The sequence below is a fragment of the Desulforamulus profundi genome (genome assembly GCF_002607855.1).
Window position 1 is genome coordinate 1 of sequence record NZ_AWQQ01000082.1, and the last position, 1772, is coordinate 1772.

The 1772-nt window shown below is 49.5% G+C and carries 1 protein-coding gene and 1 pseudogene; both read left to right on the forward strand.

What is annotated here, in order from left to right:
* Nucleotides 1-275, forward strand: a pseudogene (locus P378_RS12555) (Rpn family recombination-promoting nuclease/putative transposase); the annotation flags it as partial.
* A 1317-nt stretch (nucleotides 276-1592) separates the two neighbouring features.
* Nucleotides 1593-1772: hypothetical protein (locus tag P378_RS12560; RefSeq protein WP_238473190.1), on the forward strand; the 180-nt coding region annotated here is incomplete at its 3' end.

Here is a 1772-nt window from a genome sequence, read left to right on the forward strand (position 1 = left end):
TGACCCCAGAGCAGTTCCGGCAGGTGACGGTGTGGCTGAAGAACGTCATCAAGCGCAAATTGCCGGGACCCCTGCAAGAAGAGGTAGAACGCGTGCTGGAGGAAAACGATCCCCGGGAGGTGGAGAAGATGATCACCAACATTGAACGGACGTTAGATGAGATGCAAAGGGCGGCTAGGATCGAAGGCAAAATTGAAGGCAAAGCTGAAGGCAAATCGAGGGCAAAATTGAAGGCAAAGTGGAAGGCAAAGTGGAAGTTGCAAAGGCAGCGTTGAGAAAAGGCTTTTCCGTAGAAGACGTGGCTGAGATAACCGGACTGTCCTGGGAGACCGTCTTGGGGCTGAAGAATGAAATGGAAAACTGATGCTGACCAGCGAAGGGAGCCGGGGCATCCCTAACAAGCAATCCCTGCCAGGCACCTAACTTATTATAGCCTCCCGGTAGGCCATCCCGCAGGAGTACGGCCCGCGCACTCTGGAAACGGAGAGTGAGTGATTGCCCGTTGCCCCAGCAGTAGAGACAAAAAAACGAAACAAACGCCGCCGTGCTCGAGGAAATCCCTGGCAGAAAACCGCTGCCAGGGATTTCCAAAAAGTGCCTGGCACTTCACTAAACTAAAGTGAAGGCGCTTTTTCTTTTCCGGGTCATCCTTTCGGGTCTGGTGGTTTCAATGAAAGGCTACCTAGCGGTGCCAGGTACCGTCTCGCATGAAAGTTGTATACGAGCACAAAAAGTTACCGCCGGACGGAACCAGGCACCGCCCCCGGTAAATYGGGAAAATTGCACCAAAAACACTTGCATTTTACYAMARTTAAAGTGCAAGTTCTTTTCTTTTTTGGGTTATTTTTGGAGTTCGACAGTTTCAATGAATAGCACAAATCGACACCACCGCCGGCAAATTTTAAATTTATTCTGTATATCACATGGTATAAAATAGTAAGAAAGACACAGGGGGTKAAACCATGGGCAGGAGRMCTCSGGTTTGGTACCCAGGAGCCATATACYWTGCTCGAGGAAATCYCTGGCAGAAAACCGCTGCCAGAGATTTCCRAGATTKCCAAAAAGTGCCTGGCACTTCRCTAARCTAAAGTGACGGTACTTTTKCTTTTCCGGGTCATCCTTYCGGGTCTGGTGGTTTCAATGAAAGGCCACCCAGSCGGTGCCAGGTACCGTCTCGCATGAAAGTTGTATACGAGCACAAAAAGTTACCGACGGACGGAACCAGGCACAGCCCCMGGCAAATCGGGGAAATTGCACCAAAAAACACTTGCATTTTACTAAATTAAAGTGCAAGTTCTTTTCTTTTTTGGGTTATTTTTTGGAGTTCGACAGTTTCAATGAATAGCACAACTCGACACCACCGCCGACAAATTTTAAATTTATTCTATTATCACATGATGTAAAATAGTAAGAAAGACATTGGGGGTTAAACCATGGGCAGGAGACCTCGGGTTTGGTACCCAGGAGCCATATACCATGTGGTCACACACCGGCGGGGGCATTTTCTTTTCACCAACCGCGCGATTCAGTTTCCACCTCAGCCCGCCCATGTCAATTCCCGTCCGATATGGTATAATACAGCCACAGGAGGATTGTGCCGGTGCCAGAAAAAGACAGCCCCACCACACCCACGACAGAGGATACAGAGAGCTTCTCTCCAGCAAGCGGGCCTTTCTGGAGCTGCTCAAGACCTTTGTCCGGAAGAATGGACAAAAGACATAGACGAAGACAGCTTGGTGCGGGTGGAAAAGTCCTACGTCCTGCAGGACTTC